This window comes from Sphingomonas sp. CFBP 13728, from assembly GCF_014841895.1.
Classification (GTDB): domain Bacteria; phylum Pseudomonadota; class Alphaproteobacteria; order Sphingomonadales; family Sphingomonadaceae; genus Sphingomonas.
The window spans coordinates 300,299-322,689 of sequence record NZ_JACYUS010000002.1; the positions used below are offsets into that span (position 1 = coordinate 300,299).

Genomic DNA, 22,391 nt, shown 5'->3' on the forward strand with positions numbered 1-22,391 from the left:
GCGCCTCAGTCTTTCTCGTAGGCGCCACGTCGCATGACGTAGTCACGCGTCTCGTACGGCGCGGAGAGCCCCTCGACCCAGGCGCCATGCGCATGGGTCAGCGCGACCAGTTCCATCGCCCGCTCGCCCGGCCATCCGCGCACGCGGACCTCGTGGCGGTGCAGGTCGCGGTTCGGCTCCATCATGACCCACCCGAGCGGTCGCTCCACCGTCGCCCGCGCCCCCGCCGCGTCCATCGCGACCCGGATCCGCTCGCGGGAGGTCGCCGGCAGATACTGCCACACCACCGAATGCATCAGCGCGCGCGTAACGCCGTCCGGCTGCGGCTCGGCCAACCGCGCCTCGACCCAGTCGGCGGCATCGCCTTCGACCAGATCGACGCCGCCCTTGCGCACCATCGCGATCGCCGCAGCCAGCCGCGCCTGTCGCTCGACCGCGTCGACCCAGACATACGCCTCGAGCCGCGCCGCTGCGGCCGGATCGGCGACGTCCACCGGGTGGATATCGACGCCGCGTGTCGACTCGATCTCCACCGGAGGGCCTGGCGGCGGCGCGCCCCGCCATTCGGGGTGGATAGTCACAGGCGACGCCGATGGCCCGACATTCACACCGCCAAGATCGAACCGATAGCGATCGATCAGGAGGTTCAGCCCGGCGCTAGACCCGATCTCCAGCACCTCGAACCGCGGCCCGTATCGCTCGGCCAAGTGCAGGATGCCGGTCATCATGCCCGCCGACCGCGCCGCCTCGTTGGTCTGCGGCGGTCCCTCGAGCCACGGCAGCAACGCCGCATCCTGTGCGACGAGCGTTGCCTTTAGTATCGCGACGATCCGCGCCGGGTCGGTTTCTACGCCGGCGAATACGGCAGAAAGCTCCGGATCGACGCCCGCGCGATGCAGTGCGTGCAGTCCACCCACCAGCCGTAACGCCAAGGCAACCGCGACCGGCTCGCCCGCCCAGTCGAGCACCCGCCGCCCCGTCTCGCTGTCCCGATCGAGCGACTCCGCCAGCGCGCTGCAAACCCGCGCCGTGATCGGCGCATCCATCGCGGCGCAATACCCCGTCTGAATTCCGAACGCTGAGCAACTTGCCATTACATTTGCCATACGCACGTTGTTGCACCCGCCATGCCCCCCCCGTAAAGCCCGGCGCGTGCCAGATACTCAGCCCCCCTCCCAGATCATCATCGCCGTCCCCAAGGGACGCATCCTTGCCGAGGCCTTGCCGTTGCTCGCGCGCGCCGGGGTTCATCCCGAAGCGTCGTTCTCGGACGAAAACTCGCGTGCGTTGCGCTTTGCGACCAACGATCCGGCGATCTCGCTGATCCGGGTACGCGCGTTCGACGTCGCCACGTTCGTCGCGCACGGGGCGGCTCAGTTGGGGATCGTCGGGTCGGACGTGATCGCCGAGTTCGGCTATTCGGAACTCTACGCGCCGGTCGACCTCGGCATCGGGCATTGCCGGCTGTCGGTCGCCGAACCCGCCGAGATGGCGGCGCAGGATGATCCGCGCGGCTGGAGCCATGTCCGCGTCGCGACCAAATATCCGCATGTGACCGCCGCGCATTTCGCCTCGCGGGGCGTGCAGGCGGAGTGCGTAAAGCTCAACGGTGCCATGGAGTTGGCGCCGACGCTGGGCCTCGCGCCACGCATCGTCGATCTCGTGTCATCGGGGCGGACGTTGCTGGAGAACGGCTTGGTCGAGGTCGAGACGATCATGGAGGTGACCAGCCGCCTGGTGGTCAACCGCGCTGCGATGAAGACGCGCGCGCGGGTCGTGCCGTTGGTCGAGGCGTTCCGTCGTGCGGTCGAGCAGGAGATCGCAGCATGACGGCGCTCTTCTGCCCCCCTTCCCGCAAGCGGGAAGGGGCCGGGGGTTGGGCTCTCGCTATCCTCGACCAAAACGCTCGCGGTGAACGCGTCCCCACCCCCAGCCCCTCCCGCATGCGGGAGGGGGGCAAGTGATCCGCCTCTCTACCTCGGATGTAGATTTCGCCGCTCGCTTCACCGCGCTGGTCGAGGACCGTCGCGAGTCCGACGCGGGCGTCACGCAGGACGTCGCCGCGATCATCGCGGCCGTCCGCCGCGACGGTGAGACCGCGCTCCGCGACCTCACGGAGAAGCACGACCGCCACGACCTCGAAGCCACGGGCTGGCAAATCGACGCCGCCGACTGCAAAGCCGCGTTCGAGGCACTCGATCCCGACCTCCGCACCGCGCTCGAACTCGCCGCGACCCGGATCCGCGCATATCACGAGAAACAGCGTCCGCTCGACAGCGACTCGGTCGACTCGGCGGGCGTGAGGCTCGGCGCGCGCTGGTTGCCGGTCGACGCCGCCGGCATCTACGTCCCCGGTGGACGCGCCGCCTACCCCTCGTCGCTGCTGATGAATGCGATCCCCGCCAAGGTTGCGGGCGTCGGCCGTCTCGCGATGGTCACGCCGACCCCGGACGGTCAGATCAACCCGCTGGTCCTCGCCGCCGCACATCTCGCGGGCGTCGATGAAGTCTGGCGGGTCGGTGGCGCGCAGGCTGTCGCAGCGCTCGCGTACGGCGCAGGCCGGATCAAGCCGGTCGACGTGATCACCGGCCCCGGCAACGCCTGGGTCGCCGAAGCCAAGCGCCAGGTCTACGGCGTCGTCGGCATCGACATGGTCGCGGGCCCTTCCGAGATCGTCGTCGTCGCGGACGCGCTCAACGACCCCGAATGGACCGCCGCCGACCTGCTCAGCCAGGCTGAGCATGACACGACCACGCAGTCGATCCTGTTCACTGACGACGCAGCGTTCGCCGACAAGGTGACGGACGCCGTGGACCGCCAGTTGCGCGACCTCGCCACCGAAGCCGTCGCGCGCGTCGCTTGGGACACCAACGGCGCGATCGTTGTCGTGGAGACGCTGGCGGACGCGATCCCGCTGGTCGACCGCCTCGCTGCCGAGCACCTCCAGCTGGCGATCCCCGACCCGCAAGGCTTCTTCGATCGCATCCGCCACGCCGGTTCGGTGTTCCTCGGCCGCTACACCCCCGAGGCGATCGGCGATTACGTCGCCGGCCCGAACCACGTCCTCCCCACCGGCCGCCGTGCGCGATTTGCGTCGGGGCTGTCCGTGCTCGACTTCATGAAGCGCACCAGCTTCCTGGCGTTGGACGAAGCGGCGTTGCGCGAACTCGGACCCGCGACCGTCGCTCTGGCCAACGCCGAAGGGCTCCCGGCGCACGCAACATCGGTGGCTTTGCGGTTACGGCTCAACAGCTAGTTTTGTTCACGCGGAGGCGCGGAGACGCGGAGACGCGGAGGTGTTGCGGGCGGCGCAGCCGCTTCGATCGCCTCCTTGGCCGGTTATTGCAGGGCCGCTGCGCGGCAAGGTCGACACCTCCGCGGCTCTGCGTCTCCGCGTGAACAAATCTTCTTCGACTCCCCGCACCGAAACGCAAAGGGCTGACACACAGCCCCCCCGCGCCTACAGGCAACCGCTTATGACTCGAACCGCCCCCCGCACCAAAGCGCGTGCCGCCGCTCGCCTCGCCGCCGTCCAGGCGACTTACCAGCACGAGATGGAGGGCACCGCGATGCCCGTCCTGCTCAATGAATTCCACCAGCACCGGCTCGGCGCGACGATCGAAGACGTCGAATATGCCGAGGCCGACGTCGATTTCTTCGACGACCTCGTGACCGGCGCCAACGCGCGCGCCGGAGAGATCGACGTGCTGATCGAGGGCAAGCTCGCCAAGGGCTGGACGCTCGCGCGGCTCGACAAGCCGATGAAGGCGATCATCCGCGTCGGCACGTACGAATTGTTGGCGCGCAAGGACGTGCCGGTCGCCGCGGTGATCAGCGAGTATGTCGATGTGGCGCATGCGTTCTACGACAAGCGGGAATCTGGGTTCGTGAACGGGCTGCTCGACGGCATTGCGAAAGAAGTGCGGGCCTGACGAACTCCCTCTCCCCTCCGGGGAGAGGGTCGGGTGAGGGGCTGTACCGGGCGATGCGCTGTGTGGCAGCCCCTCACCCCAGCCCTCTCCCCGGAGGGAGAGGGAGCAGAGAGTGAACGAAGCCGAGTTTATTGCCGCTCTCCGCCGGCTCCCGCTGCACCCGGCGGCGCGTGGCCTCAACGACGATACCGCGCTGCTCGACGCAGGCCCGCTCGTCGTAACCACTGACACGCTCGTCGAAGGCGTGCACTTCCTCCCGACCGACCCCGCGCAGGACGTCGCGTGGAAGCTGGTCGCGACCAACCTCTCCGATCTGGCCGCCAAGGGCGCCAGGCCCGAAGGCATCCTCCTCAACTACCCGCTTGGCGACGATGCTTGGGATCACGCTTTTCTCGAAGGGCTCGCGGAAGTCCTGACGGCCTTCGACACGCGCATCATCGGCGGCGACACCGTGACGCTTCCACCGAATGCGCCGCGGGTCCTGACGGTCACCGCGTTCGGCAGCGACGCCGCCGCCCCTGCCCGCAACGGCGCACGGGTAGGCGACGCGCTCTACGTCACCGGCACAATCGGCGATGCCGGTGCGGGGCTAGCCATCGCACTCGGTACACGAGGCCCAGCGGAACTGCTCGCCGCATACCGGCGCCCGCAGCCACGGCTCGGCGACGGCCGCATCCTCGGTCCCCAGGTCCATGCGATGATGGACGTCTCCGACGGGCTGCTCATCGACTCGTCCCGCATGGCGCTCGCCAGTGGCCTCGCCGTCAGCATCGACCTCGCGCGCATCCCCCTCTCCGACGCCTATCGCACCTTCTCCGGCGACTGGATCGCCGCGACCACTGCGGGAGACGACTACCAACTCCTTTTTGCTGCACCGCAAGATTTCGTGACCGACGCCACTCTGATCGGCGCGTTTTCAGCCGGCGCGGGGCTTACCCTTCACGATTCCGGCAAACCCGTCCCGCTCCCACCAAGTCTAGGCTACGAGCACAAACCCCGAGGATAACTTGCGCAATGCCCCTGCACTGGTAGGTTCCTTACATCGGGACTCGGCAAAGCCGGGACCGGAGAGGACCTGACAAGAGGGATAGCGCCGTATGACGACCGTCTATTTGGCCATGATCTGCGGCGTCATCGCCGTCCTATATGGTTTCGTCACCAGTCGACAGGTGCTCGCCGCCTCCCCCGGCAACGCAAAGATGCAGGACATTGCCGCCGCCATCCAGGAAGGCGCGAAGGCCTATCTCGGGCGCCAATACACCACGATTGCGATCGTCGGAATCATCGTCGCGGCGATCCTACTCTTCGCGCTCGGTATGATATCTACGATCGGCTTCGTCATCGGCGCGGTGCTGTCGGGCGTCGCGGGCTATGTCGGGATGAACATCTCGGTCCGCGCCAACGTCCGCACCGCGGAGGCTGCGCGCACGTCGCTGCAGGCCGGACTGACGATGGCGTTTCGATCGGGCGCGGTCACCGGCATGCTCGTGGCGGGTCTCGGCCTGCTCGCGATCAGCGCGTTCTTCTGGTACCTCACCGGCCCCGCAGGCCACGCCCCCAACGACCGTATCATCGTCGAGGCGCTCACCGCGCTCGCGTTCGGCGCCTCGCTGATCTCGATCTTCGCACGGCTCGGCGGCGGCATCTTCACCAAGGCGGCGGACGTCGGCGCGGATCTGGTCGGCAAGGTCGAGGCCGGCATTCCCGAGGACGACCCCCGCAACCCCGCCGTCATCGCGGACAATGTCGGTGATAACGTCGGCGACTGCGCGGGCATGGCCGCCGATCTGTTCGAGACGTACGTCGTCACGCTCGGCGTCACGATGATCTCGATCGCGCTGCTGATCCAGGCGAGCGGCGCCGAACTGATGCGGCTGATGACTCTCCCGCTGCTCGTCGGCGGCGTGTGCATCGTCACCTCGATCATCGGCACGTACATGGTGCGGCTCGGTGGCGGCAGCATCATGGGCGCGCTCTACAAGGGCTTCTTCACCTCGACGATCCTGTCGATCCCGGCGATCTATCTCGCCACCCAGCACGTGCTCGGCGACCTCCACCGCGTGATCGGCGGCGCGGGCTTTCTCGATCCCGCGACCGACGATCTCACCACGCAGGCCGCCCCGTCGCTGACGCAGAGCTTCACCGGCATGGACCTGTTCTGGTCGATGATGATCGGGCTCGTCGTCACCGGATTGATCGTGTGGATCACCGAATATTACACCGGCACCAATCACCGCCCGGTCCAGTCGATCGCGAAGGCGTCCGAGACCGGCCACGGCACCAACGTCATCCAGGGGCTGGCGATCAGCCTCGAATCCACCGCGCTGCCGACACTGGTGATCGTCGTAGCCGTGATTGTCGCGTACCAGTTGGCCGGGATCATCGGCATCGCCTTTGCCGCGACCGCGATGCTCGCCCAGGCCGGCATGGTCGTCGCGCTCGATGCCTACGGACCGGTCACCGACAACGCAGGCGGCATCGCCGAGATGGCCGGCCTGCCCGACGACGTCCGCCAGCGGACCGACGCGCTCGACGCGGTCGGCAACACCACCAAGGCGGTCACCAAGGGCTACGCGATCGGCTCGGCCGGGCTCGCCGCGCTCGTCCTGTTCGGCGCGTACACCACCGATCTCGCGACGTACTTCCCCGATGTCACGGTCGATTTCAGCCTGTCCAATCCGTACGTCATCGTCGGGCTGCTCCTGGGTGCGCTGCTACCGTATCTGTTCGGCGCATTCGGGATGACAGCGGTGGGTCGCGCGGCCGGCGCGGTCGTCGAGGAAGTCCGCGAGCAGTTCCGCAACAACCCCGGCATCATGCTCGGCACCAGCCGGCCCGATTACGCACGGACGGTCGACCTCGTGACCAAGGCGGCAATCCGCGAGATGATCGTGCCCTCGCTTCTCCCCGTCCTGAGCCCGCTCGCCGTCTATTTCATCATTACCGCGGTCGCGGGCCAGGCCGCCGGCTTCGCGTCGCTCGGCGCGATGCTGCTGGGCGTGATCGTCTCGGGGCTGTTCGTCGCGATCTCGATGACGAGTGGCGGCGGCGCCTGGGACAACGCCAAGAAATACATCGAGGACGGCCATCACGGCGGCAAGGGCTCCGAAGCGCACAAGGCCGCGATCACCGGCGACACCGTCGGCGATCCCTACAAGGACACCGCCGGCCCCGCGGTGAACCCGATGATCAAGATCACCAATATCGTCGCGCTGCTCCTGCTAGCAGCCCTCGCTGGCAGCGGAGGCTGAAGCGCAAGCCGCAGCAAGCGCGACCGGCCGGCGGGGGCGCCGACGCCCCCGACCGACGGCGCGGCTTTGCCGCGACGCCCTTCGCGCCACTCTACCAACGGCAAAGCCAACTGATCCGTTTCGGAGCAGACCGCGGCGGAACATTCGCGGATTTGCTCGGGTTCGCACCTACCTCCGGACGACGGTCGACTGATCCCACTTACTCTGCGACCGGATGAACCACCAGGTCGCAGCCTCATCCGACATTCCCCGTTCGTCGGATATAGACGCCTTCATCGCCCGCTGGCGTGCCAATGAAGGCGGCGCCGAACGCGCCAACTTTCCGCTGTTCCTTACCGAGCTCTGCCGGCTGATCGACGTCCCGGTGCCCGATCCCGCCGACGCGACGCACGATCGCAACGACTATGTCTTCGAACGCGCGGTCAGGCTGGAGGATCTGGGCGGCCTGCAGCGCAACGGCCGGATCGACCTCTATCGTCGCGGCTGCTTCGTTCTCGAAGCCAAGCAGAGCCGTGAGCGCGGTGGCCCCAAGGAAGTCGCGAATGTCGATCAGGCGTCGCTGCCGGGCATTCCGCTGCCGGAAGATACCGACCGCCGCGGCCGACGGAGCGCGCATCGCAGCTGGGATGTGCTCATGCGCAACGCTCGCGAACAGGCTGAGCAATATGCGCGCGCCCTCCCCACCGACCACGGCTGGCCGCCGTTCATCCTGGTCTGCGACGTCGGTCACGCGATCGAGCTGTTCGCCGACTTCTCCGGGGAGGGCAAGGCGTACCGGCAATTCCCTGATCGCGCCGGCTTCCGCCTGTATCTCGACGATTTGCACGACCCCGCGATCCGCGATCGTCTGCGAAAAATCTGGCTCGACCCGCACGCACTCGATCCTGCGCGTCACGCGGCGATCGTCACCCGCGACATTGCCCGCCGCCTCGCCGACGTCAGCAAGCGGCTCGAGGATCGCGGCCATGCCCCCGAACCGGTCGCGCATTTCCTGATGCGCTGCCTGTTCACGATGTTCGCGCAGCGCGCCGACCTGCTCAATCGCGGCAGTTTCACGCAGATGCTGACAGGCGCGCGCGACGATCCATCGAGCTTCGCACCGATGCTGGAGGATTTGTGGCAGGCGATGGACACCGGCGGCTATTCACTCGCGATGCGGTGCAAGGTCCGCCGCTTCAACGGCGGACTGTTCGCCGAGCGCACCGCGATCCCGCTGCGCCGCGAGGAGATCGGCGAACTGCTCGAGGCCTCGCGCCACGATTGGACCGAAGTCGAACCGGCGATCTTCGGCACGCTGCTCGAACAGGCGCTCGATCCGACCGAGCGACGCAGGCTCGGCGCGCACTACACCCCGCGCGCCTATGTCGAGCGGCTCGTGATCGCGACGATCATCGAGCCGCTCCAGCGCGAATGGGAGACGCAGGTACTCGGCACGGTCGAGCGCGAGCGGCTGTCGCGCCCCACCGTCGCGATCCGCGCGGTGCATGATTTCCACGAACGCCTTGCCGCGACGACAGTACTCGATCCCGCGTGTGGGACGGGCAATTTCCTCTACGTCGCACTCGAACTGATGAAGCGGCTGGAGGGCGACGGGCTCGAAGTCCTCGCTGATCTTGGTGGCCAGGAAGCACTCGCGCTGGAAACCGCGACCGTCCACCCACGCCACTTCCTCGGGCTCGAGCTGAACCCGCGTGCAGCAGCGATCGCCGAACTCGTGCTGTGGCTCGGCTATCTCCAATGGCAGTTGCGCAATCGCCGGACGATCGCCGACCCGGTGCTGGAGAAGCTCGACAATATTGCAACGATGGACGCGGTTCTGACGCATGACGGGTTCGCCGAGGATGGCACGCGTACCAACCCGCGCCGCGCCGATTGGCCGGACGCGGACTATATCGTCGGCAATCCGCCCTTCATCGGCAAGGGCTCGGCAATGCGTAATGCACTGGGCGAACGCTATCTCGCGGCACTGTGGAAGGCGCATCCACAGATCAACCGATCCGCCGATTTCGTGATGTACTGGTGGGATCGTGCCGCCGAGCGCCTGACTGAAACCGGGACGCGGCTGAAGCGGTTCGGCTTCGTCACGACGAACTCCATCACGCAGGAGTTCAGCCGGCGTGTCATCACCAAACGGCTTGCAGCCCCTGCGCCCATCGGCATCGTGCTTGCGATTCCCGACCATCCGTGGACCAAGGCCACCACCGACGCCGCAGCAGTGCGGATCGCGATGACTGTGGTCGAACGCGGCACGCCGATCGGCCAGCGTCTCCGGATCGTGTCGGAACACGGGCTCGATAGCGACGCCCCGATGCTCGGCTTTGCCTCGACGAGGGGCCGCATCAACGCGGATCTCTCGATCGGTGCAAACGCAGCAGCCGCGTTCGCGCTCGTCGCCAATGACGGCCTTTCGTACAACGGCATGATGCTGGCAGCCCGCGGTTTCGTGCTCACCACGGCAGAAGCGCACCACCTGCTCGCGATCTCGCCACCGGCGGCGACTAGCATCGTCAAGCCGTATGTCGGCGGCGCGGATCTCGTCCGCCATCCGACAAACCGCTGGGTCATCGACGCCTATGGTTATGACGAGACCGCGCTGCGCACGACGTTCCCGGCAATCTACCAGCATCTGCTGATGACGGTGAAACCGGTACGCGACACCAACCGTCGCACGGCGTTCAAGGATCGCTGGTGGATCTTCGGCGAGCCGCGGCGTACGTTCCGTCCTGCGCTGCACGACCTGTCGCGCTACATCGGTACGACCGAGACCGCCAAGCACCGTATCATGCAATTCCTGCCTGTGACGACGACGCCCGACCACATGGTCGTCTGCTTCGCGCTCGACGACGGGTTTTCGCTGGGCGTGCTGTCGTCGCGCGCGCACCTGCAATGGACCTACGCCAATTGCGGGCTGATCGGCGTCGCGCGGTTCGAGCAGGGCCATCGCTACACCAAGTCGCGCATCGCCGATCGGTTTCCGTTTCCCGAAGCCACGCCCGACCAGCGCGACGCGATCGGCGCGCTCGCGGAGGAACTCGATGCCGCGCGCAAGGACGTGCTCGGCGACCATCCCGACCTGACGATGACCGGCCTCTACAATCTGCTTGCCCGGCTTCGATCGGGTGCCGCGTTCGATCTCGTCGCGCAGGATCAACGCCAACGCGGCCGGGTCGATATCCTAGACCAACTCCACGACCGGATCGATGCCGCCGTAGCCGCGGCCTATGGCTGGCTCGCCGACCTCGACGGCACCGCGATCGTCGCGCGCCTGGTCGCACTCAACGGCGAGCGTCACGCCGAGGAGAAGGCCGGTCGCGTCCGCTGGCTACGCCCCGACTACCAGATCGCGTGTGCCGGGCTGACCGCGTTGCCGGTGCCCGCGCGCGCGGAACAGATAGAGGCGGACCTTCCCGCCGCGCCTTTGCGCAAACCGCAGTTCCCGCGCGACGCGATCGGTCAGACCGCCGCCGTCCTCGCTGATCTGCGGAGCGGCGCAGGACTGACCAGCGATGAGATCGCGCGCCGCTACGCGCAAGGGCAGAAGGTCCGCCCACGCATCGCCGCAACGCTCGCCGCACTGACCCGGCTCGGCCATGTCGCCGCCGATGGCGATCGTCACACGCTGCGCCGCGCCGCATGAGCGCGCTGGCGACGAGCGGCGCGGCCATTGTCGAATCGGATTTTTTACCCCATATCTAGCTGGCAGGCATGGAACGACGTCCGCGATGCAAAACCGCGAGCGTTATCCGTTGCGCGTCCAGCTTTCCTTTTTCGCGAACCTGCGGTAAGGGCGCTCGTCCCGAAATTCCCCCAATTCAGAGATTATATTTGGCCAAGGAAGAACTGCTCGAGATGCGCGGCCGCGTGGTGGAACTCCTCCCCAACGCGATGTTCCGGGTTCAGCTCGAAAACGACCACGAGATTCTCGGTCACACCGCCGGCAAGATGCGCAAGAACCGCATCCGCGTGCTGGTCGGCGACGAGGTGCTGTGCGAACTCACGCCGTACGATCTGACCAAGGGTCGTATCACCTACCGCTTCAAATAAGCCCGTGGGCGCTCCGGCGCCCGCCGCTTGCTGTTACGAGGCACCAATGGTGGTCCCAGCACTGGTATTAGCCTCTTCCTCGCCCCGTCGACGCGACCTGCTCGCACGGCTCGGCGTCGTGCCGTCGCGCGTGGAATCGCCCGACATCGACGAAAGCCCGCGCAAGGCCGAGCCGCCGCGCGCCTATGCGCTGCGGTTGGCCGTCGAGAAGGCCAGCGCCGTCGCGCGTGCGGAGGGCGAGATCGTTCTCGCTGGCGACACCACGATCGCGCTTGGCAGCCGCATCCTGCCGCCTGCCGATACGCTCGAAATCCAGCGCGACCTGCTCGGCAAGCTGTCGGGCCGGCGCCATCACTGCCTCTCCGCGGTCTGCGTGATCGACGCGACCGGCAAGGTGCGGACGCGGATCGCCGACACGATCGTCGCGTTCAAGCCGCTCTCCCCCGCCGAGATCGACGACTATCTCGCGTGCGGCGAAGGCCTCGGCAAGGCCGGCGGCTACGCGATCCAAGGCCGCGCGGAGGCGTTCGTCCGCTTCCTGTCGGGCAGTCATTCGGGCGTCGTCGGCCTGCCGCTGTTCGAAACGCGCGCGCTGTTGAAGACCGCAGGCGTCGCGCTTGCCTGACTCGGGGCCTGCATGGCTCTACGAAGCCGGCATCGGCGAAGCGCGGGCCGCGCTGGTGGACGACGACCAGATAATCGAAGCTGCGATCGAACTCGATACCGAGGCATTGAAGGTCGGCCTCGTCGCCCGCGCGCGGCTCGTCGAACTCCTCCCGGGCCGTCGCGGTCGCGTCATGCTCGACGGCGGCGAGGCGCTGATCAACCACCTCCCCCCCGGCATCACGCAGGGCGCCAGCCTCACCGTCGAGATCGTCCGCGAAGCCCTCCCCGAAGCGGGCCGTGCGAAGCTCGCCAAGGCCGTCCCCAGCGACCTGCCGACCTGCCCCGCGCCAACGCTGTACGAGCGCCTTGCGGCGACCGGCCTGCCCGTCCGCAGTCCGCTCGCGCACGAACCCGACGCATTGGAAGCGGCGGGCTGGTCCGAACTCCTCGACGAGGCTGTAAGCGGCGAGATTGTGTTCCCGCTCGGCGCGCTCCGCCTGTCGCCGACGCCGGCCATGACGCTGTTCGATGTCGACGGCGCACCGCCACTGGATACGCTCGCAGTCGCCGCCGCGCATGCCGTGGTGCGCGCGATTCGCCGACACGGCATCGGCGGCTCGATCGGGATCGATTTTCCGACGATCGCCGGCAAGGCGCAGCGCAACGCAGTTGCCGCCGCGATCGACGAAACGTTGCCGCAGCCGTTCGAACGGACCGCGATGAACGGCTTCGGCTTCCTCCAGATCGTACGCTCGCGTCCGCGAGCGTCGATCCCCGAGATTCTCCGCGCCGATCCGGTCGGCGCAGCGACCCGCGCGACACTCCGTACGCTCGAACGCACGCCGCCGACCGCCTCGCGCCGTCATACCCTGCCCGCCGCCGTCCATGCACGTCTGATGACGCGCCCGGATTGGCTCGCGGAACTCACGCGCCGTACGGGCGTCGTTCACGAACTGGAGAGTGCCCGATGACGCCCACCGCCCCCACCGTCAAATGCCCGATCTGCGACCAGCCCGCAGTCGCCGAGTACAAGCCGTTCTGCTCGAGCCGCCACCGCGACCGCGACTTGCTGCAGTGGCTCGGCGAAGGCTATCGCATTCCCGGCCGATCAATTGCGCAAACGGGGCTGGACAGCGCCGAAGACCCCGACTAAACGCGCCCTTCCGATCGCAAGGTCGGACGCTTCTCCGGTCCCAGACCGGACGTGCCCGGATAGCTCAGTTGGTAGAGCATGCGACTGAAAATCGCAGTGTCGGCGGTTCGACCCCGTCTCCGGGCACCACCCTCTCCCTAAGCGGTTGAGAAGGCAGAATAACCCCACTTCGCAGTGACTTCGCAAGGCCGATACGGTACATTGCGAGGGTACAGAACAGCCGTGGGAGCCGCATTGGATTATTTGACGAGGGACAAGAAAACGGGACGCCTCAGCTACAGGCGATTGTACCCTCTTGGCCTTCGAGCGTTCATCCCCGCGCCTAGTACGGAGCTCAAAGTCTCCCTTGCCGCCACGCGCCTTGAGGCCCCCGGCGCAATCGACAGGTTTCGGAACGCGGCGGCGCAGTATGACGCGACGGTCGCTATAGCCCGTAAGGCCTCGCAGGGGATGTATGATCCCCTCACACCAGAGCTGACTACGTTTCTCATCGCAGCGTACCGGGCCGAACAGCTCGCGTTAGATGATGAGGTGCGGTGGCTGGATCGACCACTGGCGGTAAAGACCCGTGCGGCGCTAAACTCCCGCCAGATCATTGAAGGCGAGCTAGCAGAGTGCAGGGCCTTACGCGCCCTAGGTGACGTTGCAGCGATCGTTGAACAATGGGCCCTTGGCGCGAGTGACTACGCGGACAGCCACGAAATCCGACTGGATCAGACCACCGCAGCTTTCGCCCTCTACTGTCGAGCCTTCAACGACGTAAATATTGAAGTATGGGAAGCCACGGAACAGCGACTAGACGGCCGATCAGTCGTCACGCCGCCGATGCCTCCCGTGCCTCCCCAGGCCGCCAAGCTCGCGCCTCCGACCAACGACGCCGAAAGTTTTGAGGCGATAGCTGAAGCCCAGCTAACCAACATCCGCGAGCCCGCCAGTGCCACCACGCTGCAAGCCTCTCGAACGGCCCTCAGGTTCCTCAGGGAAGCGGTAGGCCCCGCGACACCCGCCAGCCTCACAAGGAAGGCAATCAGCGAGTGGCTCGACCTCATGGCGGTACGCCCTAGTAGGGTCCCCAGTGCGCAACAGTCGCTGTCATTGCAGGAGCTGGCGGCCCTGTACGCCGACCGTCCTGACGTTCCCCGCCTGTCACCTAAGACACTAGACGGTCACCTCGGCACGATCGCGGCGCTGTGGCGTAAGGCCCGTCGAGCGGGCACCATTGATGAATATATCTCGGACCCGTTTAAGGATCGAAAGGCGGCAACAGGCCCGAAGCGCAAGGGGCCAAAGGGCTTCTCGGCAGCAGAGCTTCAGAGGATATTCGCCCTCCCAATCTTCACGACTGGCCACCGCCCCAGACGCGGTAGAGGCGAGGCGAGCTATTGGCTTCCACTCATACTTTTGTGGTCGGGCGCTCGTCCCGAAGAGATAGCCCAGATGACCGTAGCGGACATCGCCCCTGACGCCAACACGGGCCGGTGGATGATGACCATAACCGACACAGGACATCACCCCGTGAAGGGTCCACAGAGCCTAAAGACGACCAAGAGCGACTCAGGCGTGCGCTCCTTCCCCGTGCCGCAACCACTGATCGCCCTGGGCCTCCTCGACTACCTAGAATGGCTTCGCGCCAATGGGGACACTGCCCTATTCCCCAAGCTCACATTGAAAAGCGCCCGCAAGCTCCTCTTCCCCAGCTTTGGCCCATGGTGGAGCCTGTACCTTCGTGAAAACGACGCTGTACCGGTAGGCGGTGGCCGCCAGCCTGCCAGAGAGTTCCGCCACACCTGGACAACAGCAGCCCGGCTATCTGGCATTCCCCGAGACGCACGAGAATATCTTCAGGGACATTCCGCCGCTAACGGGACAGCTAATGAAGGGTATGGCGACCTAACACCTTTGGGGCTTACGATCGATAGCTTGGTCTTTCCCGGATTGGACTTTTCGGGCGTAAAGTGCTGGATGGCCCCAGTGACGCGAAACTGAACGTTGAGTTTCCCCTAGCCCGCATTACCGTGGAACAATGATCGAACATCCGAACATTCTGCCCTTAACGGTAGTCGCGGCCATTGCAATTTTTCTCGCTCGGGAGATACTAGAGGCGATTAGGCGCTTCTCAGCAAATCGACGCAAACGTCACGCCCTTCGCCTGTTGCTTGCCGCCGAGTGTGAGCGGAACCAGTGGGTAATTAAATGGATGCGGGAAAAGGTTAAGCGCATTGAGACCTCGGATGTCGATAACGAAGTCATTCAAATAGATAAAACCGCTACGGGGTACGACAGGTTTAATATCATCGGACCCAAGGGCACTTCGTCAGCTCCTATTCCGACAGTAAAAACTGCTGCCCTTGATCGTTACTTATTTGAAGCCGCCAGCGTAGATGCTAAACTATTTGGCCGCATGGAAGACGTGGTATCCCACTTAGCGACCCTCGCGCATCTCCGGGAGGGCTTGATAGACCATGTGTCCGAAGGGCAGGAATGGCTTAAACCATGGGCGGAGTATGCTCGTGAGGAGCTAGCAGATGTAGAGTTGGCAATCAGCACTCTCTATAAGGCCTGCACAGGAAAGAGCGTTACGCCACATCAGGTGCGATAGCGGACCCGTACCGCTCGACGAATTACTTGCCGATTGGCAAACCGACTAGACGCAGACTCACGGGGCCTGTCAGACGGCAACATGGCCACAATGCAGCATCACACCACGCGGACGACCTTTAGGCCCCAACGCCCTAGTGTCGCCCAGCCGACCCCGAAGGCCCGTGACGCTGCAATGCGCCTCTCCTCGGCACTGAAGGTGGCCCAAGCGGTCCTAGGCTCTGGCGCTCCCGGTCGGCTGATTTGCAGCCTGATTGAGGTAGCCTCCCATCCGGGCATCACTCGGGCGGAACTTGCCGACGCGTTGGGAATACCGTTGAATACAGCCGGTCGGGACCTCAAGACTTTAAGCACCGAGAAGCGTAACGGCTCCCCAGGCCTCGGGCTCGTTTCGGAACGATGGGACTGCATCGACAGGCGACAATTGAGGTACGCGCTCACCCCTTACGGTGAGGAGGCTATGTCCCGGATCGCCAACGCTATGGAGCCCCAAGCCATTTAGGACTGCACGGACCTCATGGATCGGCCGGGAAGCTCGCGAACACATCCAAGAGCATACAGCTTGGGGTGGCAGCGCCAGCAAGGAGTACGGCTCTAAGAATACCCCTGGCCCTTGCGATCTAACGGTTCACATACGCCGACCTGGACCTTTCAGGCTTGAAAGCCTGGACAGCGCCGACAGCCATGACGCAGCGCTAACCTTCCACTAGTTTGAAAAGCGAACAGGTTGGATGCTCGCCTATTGGAGCCATGTTGAAATGACAAACGTTCTCTCCGTCCACAGATACGACCGTGTGCCGGTTTAGAAGATTAACGACCTTATTACGCCAGACTTTAAGTTTAGAGAAATCGAGTGGCGGATCGTGCCTAAATATGCGGCGAAAACTTCCCCTGTGTAAGCCAGCGCCAAGTTCTTGATCGTATATTTTGATAAGCCCTTCTTTGGTCATGTAGGGATCAGTTAGGTCTACCCACTTGAATTTATCCCCGACCACATCGACAGGCTCGAGTGGATTGGGATAGAAATCACTATGAAGCCTTGCCAATCTCTTAAATATTTGCCCGGCATTCCACGCCTTCGCCATGACATTTTCGCCCGACAGGGCAAGGTCCTGGTGAAGTTCGAGACATCCAATCGCTATAAGCTCCGCGATCATTCGGAATTGAAGTAGGCATAGCTCTTCAGCAATCTTAGCAGGCATTGCCAGCTTGCCGTCGAGAACATCGTCAACCGTGCGTATGCGATGCTTAATCTCAGCTAGAATATTGAGGTAAGTCGCCCTCGCGTTTTCGTCCATCATATCCTAGGCTACCAGTAAATAACCGCATGCTGACGCGGAAAGATACTGGAGGCAAGGCTGAACGCCACAACGGCTCCCCAGGCCTCGGGCTCGTGGCGGAACGATGGGACACTATCACCGCTCGGCACCTGACGTACACACTGACAGGTAGGGGCGTAGAGGCCGTCAACCGCATTGCCTATAGCGTCTCTCGGGCCTGACTGGACCCAACCGGCCCCGCACGATCCAGCCGGAACGATAGCCAATAGTTTTTACTCTACTATGCTATAAGGCACCCCTCGCTACCTACGTTACCATAAGGCTCCGTAAGCCTGCCCCACGGGGATCATCATCAATCCCCATCAAGGTCCATCCCATGCATACCTCCACGGCCTTAGCGGCCTTGATGCTCCCTGAGGGCCTTTCCGATCGACGGGACGCCAGGACCTACGCCCGCGCCATGTTGCTTGCAGGGTCCCCAAGCTCCTCAGGGGCCAAAGCCCTTATCTCCACCATCATTGATACCATCATAGTCCCCGCCCGACAGGGCACCGTTCAACTACGCCCCTCTATGATCCTGCGGTACCGCGAGGCCTTGGGTCCATTCCTTGCTGACCTGTTCTATTCGCTCAAGGCAGGTCGCTGGAGCAAGCTCAGGACGAACAATGGCGAGATGGCGACATACCCCGGCAAGGCAACCGCTTTTGAGGCCATGCGGGGCGCTATGGGAGCTGACGGACTCCTAGAGGAGCTACCGGGCTTCTTTCGGGACGAAGAGCGGTTCGGCACCGACTACCAGATCGCGGCCATGACCAGCTTCCGGCCCACCCCCAAGCTAATCCAGATGGCGGAAGCCCATGGCGTCACTTTAGCGAACCTTGCCGCTCACTTCACGGTAGGCAAAGCCCCGCCCCCAGCCCCCTGCGATACCATAGAGGCCCGCTCCAGCAAGGCGACCAAGGGCGCGAGGGCTGAACCGCTACCGATCGACCCTGAGGACCTTACAGCTCGCGCGATCACCACGGAGATGGATCGCTTGAACGCCTACCTGATGGAGGATGGCAGGATTGGAGGCATCACCTTTGCGGGCCTACGTCGCATCTACAGCAACGCGGACAAGCCCGGGTTTGCGTGGCAATGGGGCGGACGTTTCTACCCCATGCCCCGTGGCGACAACTACATCCTTATGTCTGACGGTGGGGGCCATGGGGCAGGCGGTAGGGCACGCGCCGCCGTCTTGCGGATCGACGGGGAGGACGTGGTAGAGGTCGACCTAAGCGCCCGCGCACCTAACGATCCTCCACGGCCTGCTAGGCCTGCCTTTCGATGCCACCCAGGCGACCTATGAGCTACCGGGAGTCGATCGGGGGGAGGTGAAGCGGTGGATCATGATGGCATTAGGGGCATCTAGCCCCAATGGAGGCGGACCACGATACGCCCCTGTGCGCCGTGCGGCCCTAGAGCGTTTTCCGGTTCTAGCGGACCTCGGGACTCACGGGATCAGCACGTATGACCTCCAGTATCATGAAGCGGAAATCATGATGATGGCGATGCAGGACCTTATGGGGCAGGGCGTGGGGTTCCTTCCGATCCATGACGCGCTTTGCGTCCCACGGGTCCGACAGGCCCTTGCGGCGGCGGTCCTCACAGATGCCTTTCACCGCTACTTCGTAGAGCGCTTGGGGATGGCTAGTGCGCCCGTTCCTAGGGTCCACTGAAGTCTAGAGGGTTTGACTAGGTCCCTCGCAACCTCTATCACGCCGATGCGACAATGTATCATGCATTGCTTGGGTGGGCAGGCTAAATTCGAGCCAAGTCCCTGAACGAGAATGAGGAATGTCACATGGAGCCTCCCGAATATTTAGGCCCCCCTCGACCAGCCTTTTCTCCGCCCGCTGGATCGCTGAACGGGACACGCCGTACTCTTTCGCCAGGACGCCCGAGAAGACCCTAAGGCCCGACGGTGCCCGACACCGACTGTGAGTTTGCCTTCGCAGTGGCCGGGTTTGAGAACGATCGCCTACATTCAGCCGAAGACGGCTTTGGAAATGGCGCGTTTAGCCGATAGATATCGAAAATCAGATTAGTCCTGACGTAATGGTAATGGGCCATTAGCCTATGAAATTCCGAGCTTTCGTCAAACCAACTCTTTACGTCTCTCCCTCCAGACAGTCGCCGGCTAAATATAATACGAACCGGTTGACTGCAACGATAGTCTTGCGTGGTTTGGGTGACGACCTTCTGACCAATTCGTCTGAGTGCCGCGTTCCGGCTATGGTCATCCGCGACTGTCCGTAAGATCCACATGCCATATTGGCGACTGGGGTAAGGAGCGGTCCGATAGAGGGATAGCGGCCAAGCAAATACCGCCTCGTAGTTGACGAACGCGACGACCTCATGTCGCCCAACGTCTGCGATCATGGAGTCAGAAATCGATCCAAATTCATCCTTGTAGGGTCCATGCCACGCTGTAAACGCAAGTGGTATTAGGAGCACAGTAGGCATCGTTACTAAAGTCAGGATGCGCATCCTTCCGCCACCGTCGGCAGCAAGGTAGGCAAGTGTCATCACTAGGCAGCCAGACACCGGGATAGAGTGGTAAGGAAATCCCCGATACTGGATCAACCAAGCGATACAAAAACCCAGCGTCATAACAGCCATGGCCGCCGCAAGAGGTGACCGCCTCAAAGCACCGAACTCGACAATTATTATAAGGAGCCCGATTAACCAATAAGCCTGGATCGGACGGAACATGTCGGACAGCGTGGCCGAAACGATGGTAGCATACGCTACCCTGTTTATCTCAAGCATTGTTGAGAAGTAGGCAGGCGTCACCGTGACCATGACGCCAATGTAAATCATGGCCAGAACTATGAGTGCAATAGTTTCGGGGCGAAAAGGATTATAAGTGCGGCGACGGCCAATCAATAACCATAGCTCTAACAACAGTGGGGCTATTAAGAAATAATGCTTCAGCGCTAAGCCAAGGGAAGCGCCCACGGCAATTGCAATAGCACCTGAATAGGGAACTCTGCGCCCTTCGCGCCGCGCTGAAGCAAGCGCTGCATATGGCAAAGCTCCAATCAGCACAATCTGTTCGCGCTGGCCCATGTCGACCAACGGTATAAGAAGTAGTGCTAATGTTGCGTAGATAAGTAGTGCAGCTCGCCGTAATGGAGGGATGTGACTTATGAGTCTGCCAGTACCCCAGACACTTAGTGTCGTCGCGATGCACGTGACCGTAACCAACGTGACGTGAGAAGAAATCTTGAAGAGTTCGCTGATCCAATCAACAGGCACAGCTTCCCAAAACCACAACGGTGGATTAGTCTCTATGATGTCGACGTAAAGACGCGCCCCCATGCGAACTTGATGCGCAATCCATAGTTGCCATGCGACATCTGGACTGGGAACTACGTCAAGGTAGAAGACACCGAAAATCAACGACACGGCTACTGCGAGCATTTCAGGCCAGTAATTACTGCGCCAGTTACCTGTCTGATCTTTAACGAGACGAGTGGTCGCGATTGATGCGTACGGCATGATGGACCATCCATTCGAGCGGCGGTCCGGAATATGGCAAGCAAGATAAAGCGGCGTTAAGAGGCCGCAACATGTTGCCAACTAGCGGCTCACAAGGCGCTATAGGTGCAAGATTGCCCCATCGGACGGTGAGTTGACTGGATTCCTATCGGCCCAGTTGCCCTTCAGATCGATCGTGAGACCATCCCGCCGCACCGGGCCCGTAAGCTCTTGATAGCGCCCCAAGGTCATGGTGAGGGCATCCCCTACAAAGCTATTCCACAATCCAGGCCGACGCCGCCTCAGGCCGTCAAGCCACGCTTGGCCCGCTGCGGTGGCCTGATGGACCTTCACGAGTGAACCCGCGTACCGAAAGAGAATGTCGGCAGGACCCGAAAGGACCCGAGCATCATAGCCATAAGACGACCCGCGCCTCTCGGGACCTTGGGGGCTCATGCTGCGCAATACCGTGCAACGGTTGCCTTGCTGATACCGAACTGGAGCCCGGTGTCTCGGATGCTCGCACCGTTCGCCTTACGCCACGCTGCGACCTCGGCGGCATCGGCGCTGACAGGCCGCCCCAAGCTCGCCTTGCCACGGTGCGTCTTCCCGGTGGCCTCCAGTGACGCACGCGCAACGGCCCGCCCGCTCTCGCACCGCTCCACAATGCGCTGGCGTTCCATGTCAGCCATTTGGGCCAGCACGGCAACGATCAGTTCCCCGACGCCCCGACCGATCGCCCCAAGGCCCCGCACGTCCAACGTCACGCCCATGTCGAGCAACCGCCGCACCATGGCCTGTACGTCCAAGGCATCGCGCCCCAAGCGATCAATCGAATAAATCACGAGGGTGTCCCCCTCACGGATATATCGAAGCAACTCACTAAAGCCCGGACGGTCCTCAGCACGGATCGCCCCGCTAACGCCTACGTCCTGGAACTCACGGTCGAAGGTGCCCCCAAGGGCGTGACGCTGCGCCTCCACACTCTGGTCGCCGGTTGACACTCGCACATAAAGAACACGGCTCATGGCCGAAGGTCCTAACGTCTCAAAAGGTATGCCCGCCTTATGAGATCTACCTCAGAACCCGTCAACATATCTTTTGAGATACATCTAACCCCATCAATCCGCCCCTCTCAGAACCTACAACTTTCGAGGCCACCCAAGGTAGACCTTCCGGAAGGGGCGGACTGGGTGATCGGGCGGGGCGAACGTGACACGTCCTGGCGTGGCCGTTGCAACGCGCCCACTCTTGCCTGCATCACCCTCTCGCGTATCTATAGTGAAACAGGTCTTAAACGGTTACAGGACAGACCCCTGGGGGTAATAATGAATACGCAGAACCGATACTGGGACGTATTCTCAACCATTAAGCGGGATGCGGTCTACATCAACCGGTGCCACGCGAGCGTTGAGTCTATCGATCGAACTATATCGATATTCTCGGCTATCACTTCTAGTACGGCAATTGCAGGGTGGGCCATCTGGTCGCAATATTCCTTCGTTTGGGGAGCAATCATTGCTGCCTCTCAGGTCCTCGTCGCTGTCAAACCTTTCCTGCCCTATAAAGCTCGGTTAAAGGCACTGAGCAGTCTCGGCCCCGACTTAGATAGCCTCGCACTTACCGCCGAAACGGATTGGTTTAAGGTCAGTCGTGGCATGTTAACTGAGGACGACACTTACGCACTTGCTATGACATTGAAGAGAAAATCGCAGCAGGCTCAAAACAAGCACTGTAAGGGGCTGTCTTTACCCGAGAGCAAGCGCCACCTTGCATTTGCGAATAGGGAAGCAGAAACCTATATGACCGGCAACATTCAGGAGACCCAGCATGAAGCCCCCGCTCTACAAGGGAGTGATGATAACGCCGACGCGGGTCGTGAACGGCTCGGTTCTTCCAACATCGGAATTGCGCCCGCTAATGCCTAAAGTGGCGGCTCCGAAGCCCAAAGACAAAAGCGACAAATAGCAGGAGAAGTGACCATGAGTGACCAAGACAAATCGGA

Annotated in this window: 18 protein-coding genes and 1 tRNA gene; 15 read left to right on the top strand and 4 right to left on the bottom strand. The window is 63.2% G+C overall.

The genetic code is table 11. From position 1 onward, the window contains the following. Window positions 1-5 precede the first annotated feature (5 nt). Window positions 6-1,106, bottom strand: a complete 1,101-nt coding sequence (locus tag IFT67_RS10205) for a DUF2332 domain-containing protein (protein WP_192238230.1) — start codon at window positions 1,104-1,106, stop codon at window positions 6-8. A 46-nt stretch (window positions 1,107-1,152) separates the two neighbouring features. On the opposite strand from IFT67_RS10205, the gene hisG reads away from it, so the two are divergent. The 13 genes from hisG (at window position 1,153) to IFT67_RS10270 (ending at window position 15,585) form a co-directional block, all read left to right on the top strand. Continuing rightward, window positions 1,153-1,830, top strand: a complete 678-nt coding sequence (hisG, locus tag IFT67_RS10210) for an ATP phosphoribosyltransferase (protein WP_192238231.1) — start codon at window positions 1,153-1,155, stop codon at window positions 1,828-1,830. A 130-nt stretch (window positions 1,831-1,960) separates the two neighbouring features. Beyond that, the gene (hisD, locus tag IFT67_RS10215; protein WP_192238232.1) at window positions 1,961-3,256 is read left to right on the top strand and encodes a histidinol dehydrogenase; all 1,296 of its coding nucleotides are present in this window, start codon (window positions 1,961-1,963) and stop codon (window positions 3,254-3,256) included. A 220-nt stretch (window positions 3,257-3,476) separates the two neighbouring features. Next, entirely contained in the window at window positions 3,477-3,932 is a 456-nt protein-coding gene (gene nusB, locus IFT67_RS10220; RefSeq protein WP_056488135.1) for a transcription antitermination factor NusB, read from the top strand. Between the two features lie 112 nt (window positions 3,933-4,044). Continuing rightward, window positions 4,045-4,938 (top strand): thiamine-phosphate kinase, encoded by an 894-nt coding sequence (gene thiL / locus IFT67_RS10225; protein ID WP_192238233.1) that lies wholly within the window; start codon window positions 4,045-4,047, stop codon window positions 4,936-4,938. A gap of 91 nt (window positions 4,939-5,029) precedes the next feature. After that, window positions 5,030-7,183: a sodium-translocating pyrophosphatase gene (locus IFT67_RS10230; protein WP_192238234.1), complete on the top strand. Its 2,154-nt coding sequence runs from the start codon at window positions 5,030-5,032 to the stop codon at window positions 7,181-7,183. Between the two features lie 214 nt (window positions 7,184-7,397). Further along, window positions 7,398-10,820, top strand: coding sequence for a class I SAM-dependent DNA methyltransferase (locus tag IFT67_RS10235; RefSeq protein WP_192238235.1), 3,423 nt, complete (start codon window positions 7,398-7,400; stop codon window positions 10,818-10,820). A 188-nt stretch (window positions 10,821-11,008) separates the two neighbouring features. Continuing rightward, window positions 11,009-11,227 (top strand): translation initiation factor IF-1, encoded by a 219-nt coding sequence (gene infA, locus IFT67_RS10240; RefSeq protein ID WP_031441079.1) that lies wholly within the window; start codon window positions 11,009-11,011, stop codon window positions 11,225-11,227. A gap of 46 nt (window positions 11,228-11,273) precedes the next feature. Continuing rightward, a complete protein-coding gene (locus tag IFT67_RS10245; RefSeq protein WP_192238236.1) occupies window positions 11,274-11,852 on the top strand; it encodes a Maf family protein in 579 nt (192 codons plus the stop codon). Beyond that, window positions 11,845-12,804, top strand: coding sequence for a ribonuclease (locus IFT67_RS10250; protein ID WP_192238237.1), 960 nt, complete (start codon window positions 11,845-11,847; stop codon window positions 12,802-12,804). Before IFT67_RS10245 ends, IFT67_RS10250 begins: the two co-directional genes overlap by 8 nt. Further along, on the top strand, window positions 12,801-12,986 hold the full coding sequence (locus tag IFT67_RS10255; protein ID WP_060525858.1) for a DNA gyrase inhibitor YacG: 186 nt from the start codon (window positions 12,801-12,803) through the stop codon (window positions 12,984-12,986). The genes IFT67_RS10250 and IFT67_RS10255 overlap by 4 nt, the downstream gene beginning before the upstream one ends. A gap of 53 nt (window positions 12,987-13,039) precedes the next feature. Then, window positions 13,040-13,115 (top strand) — tRNA-Phe (locus IFT67_RS10260). A 105-nt stretch (window positions 13,116-13,220) separates the two neighbouring features. Beyond that, the gene (locus IFT67_RS10265; protein WP_192238238.1) at window positions 13,221-14,972 is read left to right on the top strand and encodes a site-specific integrase; all 1,752 of its coding nucleotides are present in this window, start codon (window positions 13,221-13,223) and stop codon (window positions 14,970-14,972) included. Window positions 14,973-15,009: 37 nt separating this feature from the next. Beyond that, window positions 15,010-15,585, top strand: coding sequence for a hypothetical protein (locus IFT67_RS10270; RefSeq protein WP_192238239.1), 576 nt, complete (start codon window positions 15,010-15,012; stop codon window positions 15,583-15,585). Window positions 15,586-16,279: 694 nt separating this feature from the next. Here IFT67_RS10270 and IFT67_RS10275 read toward each other — a convergent pair. Beyond that, window positions 16,280-16,885: a hypothetical protein gene (locus IFT67_RS10275; protein WP_192238240.1), complete on the bottom strand. Its 606-nt coding sequence runs from the start codon at window positions 16,883-16,885 to the stop codon at window positions 16,280-16,282. Between the two features lie 355 nt (window positions 16,886-17,240). Here IFT67_RS10275 and IFT67_RS10280 point away from each other — a divergent pair, with 355 nt between their 5' ends. Next, window positions 17,241-18,212 (top strand): hypothetical protein, encoded by a 972-nt coding sequence (locus IFT67_RS10280; protein WP_192238241.1) that lies wholly within the window; start codon window positions 17,241-17,243, stop codon window positions 18,210-18,212. Between the two features lie 602 nt (window positions 18,213-18,814). Here IFT67_RS10280 and IFT67_RS10285 read toward each other — a convergent pair. Next, window positions 18,815-20,407, bottom strand: coding sequence for a hypothetical protein (locus IFT67_RS10285; RefSeq protein WP_192238242.1), 1,593 nt, complete (start codon window positions 20,405-20,407; stop codon window positions 18,815-18,817). Window positions 20,408-20,838: 431 nt separating this feature from the next. Next, window positions 20,839-21,414, bottom strand: coding sequence for a recombinase family protein (locus IFT67_RS10290; protein ID WP_192238243.1), 576 nt, complete (start codon window positions 21,412-21,414; stop codon window positions 20,839-20,841). A gap of 300 nt (window positions 21,415-21,714) precedes the next feature. Between IFT67_RS10290 and IFT67_RS10295 the strand changes: the two genes are divergently transcribed. Next, window positions 21,715-22,314 (top strand): hypothetical protein, encoded by a 600-nt coding sequence (locus IFT67_RS10295; protein ID WP_192238244.1) that lies wholly within the window; start codon window positions 21,715-21,717, stop codon window positions 22,312-22,314. The last annotated feature ends 77 nt before the right edge of the window (window positions 22,315-22,391 follow it).